This window comes from Tunicatimonas sp. (assembly GCF_049647865.1).
Lineage (GTDB): Bacteria > Bacteroidota > Bacteroidia > Cytophagales > Cyclobacteriaceae > Tunicatimonas.
In genome coordinates this window covers 1-3,880 of sequence record NZ_JBARYM010000769.1, presented here as the reverse complement: position 1 = coordinate 3,880, position 3,880 = coordinate 1, and the positions used below count along the sequence as shown (strand labels likewise).

The 3,880-nt window shown below is 41.8% G+C and carries 6 protein-coding genes; 4 read left to right on the top strand and 2 right to left on the bottom strand.

Annotated features, from left to right (window positions below; genetic code table 11):
• A partial coding sequence (gene lepB, locus WBA23_RS22435; RefSeq protein ID WP_424584515.1) for a signal peptidase I occupies positions 1-617 on the top strand: 617 nt, incomplete at its 5' end.
• A 25-nt stretch (positions 618-642) separates the two neighbouring features.
• Here lepB and WBA23_RS22430 read toward each other — a convergent pair.
• Positions 643-1,041 (bottom strand): hypothetical protein, encoded by a 399-nt coding sequence (locus WBA23_RS22430; RefSeq protein ID WP_424584514.1) that lies wholly within the window; start codon positions 1,039-1,041, stop codon positions 643-645.
• Positions 1,042-1,304: 263 nt separating this feature from the next.
• Positions 1,305-1,967: a uracil-DNA glycosylase gene (gene ung / locus WBA23_RS22425; protein ID WP_424584513.1), complete on the bottom strand. Its 663-nt coding sequence runs from the start codon at positions 1,965-1,967 to the stop codon at positions 1,305-1,307.
• 56 nt (positions 1,968-2,023) lie between these two features.
• On the opposite strand from ung, the gene apaG reads away from it, so the two are divergent.
• The 3 genes from apaG to WBA23_RS22410 all read left to right on the top strand — a co-directional run.
• On the top strand, positions 2,024-2,410 hold the full coding sequence (apaG, locus tag WBA23_RS22420; protein ID WP_424584512.1) for a Co2+/Mg2+ efflux protein ApaG: 387 nt from the start codon (positions 2,024-2,026) through the stop codon (positions 2,408-2,410).
• 8 nt (positions 2,411-2,418) lie between these two features.
• Positions 2,419-3,216, top strand: a complete 798-nt coding sequence (locus WBA23_RS22415; RefSeq protein ID WP_424584511.1) for an O-methyltransferase — start codon at positions 2,419-2,421, stop codon at positions 3,214-3,216.
• Between the two features lie 77 nt (positions 3,217-3,293).
• The coding region (locus tag WBA23_RS22410; protein ID WP_424584510.1) for a DUF2254 family protein at positions 3,294-3,880 on the top strand (587 nt) is incomplete at its 3' end.

The following is a 3,880-nucleotide window of genomic DNA, read 5'->3' as shown; positions in this document are numbered from 1 at the left end:
GCGATGTGTTCTCTGATCCTCCCGGAGTGCAGTATCGCTACTTTATTGCTACTGAGCAAGTAATCAATCAGCGGGTTTTTGATAAGTACGGAGTTTGGGAGTTTAATCGGACTTCCGACGGCTACATTGCCTACCTTACCCCCGAAGTAGCCGCCCAGTTTGAAGCTCTGCCTTTCGTAAGTGCAGTTAATTCGGCTACCACTTCTAAAGATCAGGTGAACCCCGAAATTTACCCTGATCCCAGCGTTTATCCGTGGAATGCTGACTTCTTTGGGCCATTAGAAGTTCCATCCGAGGGACAACAAATTGAGCTAACCGATGAAAATATTACAAAGTACGAGTACGTCATCAAGTACTACGAAGGGCACGATGAGGTAGAAAAGCGGGACGGAAAATTATACATCGATGGCGAAGCGGTAGACACTTACACGTTTAAGCAGAACTACTACTTTATGATGGGCGACAACCGCCACAATTCGCTGGACTCTCGTTTCTGGGGATTTGTTCCTGCCGACCATATCGTAGGCAAAGCATTCTTTATCTGGCTCTCTATTGACCCCAACGAAAGCTTTTTCAGCAAAATTCGCTGGAGTCGGCTACTAAATTTAATTGAGTAGATTGTCTCTCCTTGATAACTTGAACCTATCGGTTCTCAGGAAAGGTAGTTTTAAAGTTCATCTTATGTGATCCTGGAGCAAGCTCCGATAAGATAGTCTGGCTCATATCTTCTCTATCATTCATTACCTTTTCGGCAAATAAATCTGAAAAAAACCATATTGATCCAGACAGCATAGCACTGATTAGCGTAGTAGTTACAATCTGAGGAATATCTGCATCCCAAGGGGCATAGTATAGCATGTTGATAGCGAATGAAGCAACTGCGTAAATATTAGAGGCCAAACGTTTGCCATGCAGGATAAACATTAATATAGCTGCCTCAATAACGATGGCGAACACAATAGCATGAAGCCAATTCACCGCGTTTATCCGAACACCATCATAATAGAAGCTTAAATCGGATACACGGACTTTTTCAAACAAGTAAGTAGTATGTACAGTCTGGCCAAAGAGAACAAGAACTAATGTTATAAAAATAAACGACTCAGACTTGATAAAATTTATAACTTTTAACATATTTACTTAGATTTTTCTAATAAAAATTCTAAGATAAGCTATTCCGGTAACTACAGCAGTAATAAAACACTTTGTTTTAGACCTTAACTTACGCACGTAAGAGATAGAACGATCCTACGTTATACGTTCTAAGGCGTCAAAGATGAAAAAGCCATTTTTATTTAATATAACTACCACTCAATCTCTTCCTTACCCTGTTGTTTAAGGTATTCGTTCGCTTGCTTAAAGTGCTCATTGCCGAAGAAACCGCGGTCGGCGGCAAAGGGCGAAGGATGGGCTGATTTTAGTACGTGGTGTTTGCTTTCATCAATGATGGCCCCTTTCTTTTGCGCATACGCTCCCCACAGTAGAAACACGATGTTTTCCTGTTCGTCTGAAACCTTCTGAATCACAGCATCGGTAAACTGCTCCCAACCTTTCTTTTGGTGCGAACCAGCCTGTCGCGCCCGTACTGTAAGGGTAGAATTAATTAATAAAACTCCCTGTTGCGCCCAGCGTTCTAAATTTCCACTATCCGGAATGGGTTTATCGTACTCATTTTTGATCTCCTTGAAAATATTGATGAGCGAGGGCGGTTTCGTAATACCATCGCGTACCGAAAATGCTAACCCATTAGCTTGTTTAGGACCGTGGTAAGGATCTTGCCCAAGGATGACTACTTTTACCTGATCGAAGGGAGTAAGGTCAAAGGCACGAAAAATTTCCTTTCCTGGCGGATACACCACCTGATTTTTGTATTCGGAACGAAGAAATTCGGCAAGTGATACAAAATAAGGTTTGTTAAATTCATCAGCTAGCTTTTCCTTCCACGAAGGAGCAATACGTACATCCATAGTGATTTGTGTAGTTTATTGTGAACTTATCATTAACTTTCGGCGTAAATAAAACTATGGTAACAGAAATAACAGAAGGCGTAAGAGTCACTGTTGAGACGGAATATCAACCGGAGTATTCTGATCCCAGCCAAAGCCACTATGTATTTACCTATCAGGTTACCATTGAGAATAACAGTAATTTTACCGTAAAGTTATTACGTCGTCACTGGGAAGTAATTGATGCCGGATACCCGCAGCGAGATGTAGAGGGCGAAGGCGTAATTGGTAAGCAGCCCACCTTAGAACCTCAGCAACAGCACCAATATGTATCGGGTTGCAACCTTAAATCAGGAATTGGCAAAATGAAGGGCACTTTCTTGATGGAACGAATCACCGATGGAAAGCAATTTCGAGCGGTGATTCCTGAATTTACCCTGATCGCTCCTTATCGGGTTAATTAATTCTCTGTATGCTTTCGCTTTGGCAAAGGCGCTCCCTAATAGTAGGCCACTGGCATCATTGGCTCAACGCGGTAAACCAACATTCTCTCCATGCCCCGTTTATCTATCAGTTCTATCAGCAAGTAATTCGTACTACTCAAGCTCAATCAAGTTTCGAGCAAATTGAGCAGTACCGCAATAATTTGCTAAAGTCAAAGGAAGAAGTATTAGCTGAATCAATAGGGGCAGCTTCTACCGTCAGTGCTTCTAATGTTCGCCTAGTAAAAAGTATTGCTCGCCATACACTAAGCACCCCTAAATTCGGATGCTTTCTCTACAACTTAATGCAATTTCAAAAACCACAGTATGTGGTGGAACTGGGTACCTCTTTGGGGGTTACAACGCTGTATTTGGCTCTAGCCGATAATCGAACTACGGTGTACACGCTGGAAGGTAGTACTAAAATTGCTAACGTTGCGGGCCAGGCTTTTGCAGATTTCAACTGTCAGAATATTGAATTACGAGAAGGAAATATCGACCACACCCTTCCTCAATTACTAGAAGAAATACCTCAGGTGGATTTAGCCTACGTGGATGCTAATCACCGACTTGAACCTACGCTACGGTACTTTTCTCAACTGCTGGATAGAACGAGCGAAAATAGTATTCTGGTTTTCGATGATATTCATTGGTCCTTCGAGATGCGAAAGGCTTGGAAAACCATTATTCAGCATCCGCGAGTCACGCTATCAATAGACCTATTTGACGCTGGTTTGGTTTTTTTTCGCCCTCTAACTACCCGGCAGCATTATTTCCTTATGTTTTAGCTTAACACTCTTCTTAAAAGGTTACTGAAACAGCCGGGCAGTCAAACAGTTAGGAGTATATATCTGAATAACTATCTATGGCTTCCCGTTCTATTCGCCGTTGGCTACGAAGACAATTACTAAACATACTTTCCAGTATTGCCTTTATTCCCTCTTTGTTAGCTACCGGTTTTTTGCTGCTATCGTTTCTCACTTTGTATTTAGATGAATCGTCGCCCGAGAACTTAATTAGCTATTCTCTTGGAGTTAAAAATCTGATTCACCCGGCTAGTGCTCGGGCATTGTTGGGTTCTATTGTGGGTGGAATGCTCTCCTTAATGGTATTCAGCTTCAGTATGGTAATGATTGTGCTCAACCAAGCAGCCTCAAACTATTCGCCCCGGGTACTACCGGGCCTTATTAGCCGTCGCTTCCATCAAGTAGTAATAGGTACCTATTTAGGTACAATCCTGTATTCTATATTGGTACTATCTAGTATTCAATCGTTGTTGTATACATTTCAGGTTCCGCACTTATCAATCTTACTCACTGTTCTATTCAGCTTAGTTAGTTTGGCTATGTTTGTTTCTTTTGTTAATTCTATTTCTCAGCATATTCAGGTGGGTAATATAATTCGTAACCTCTACCAAGATACTCTTACTTCGTTAGATCACTACCTAGACCA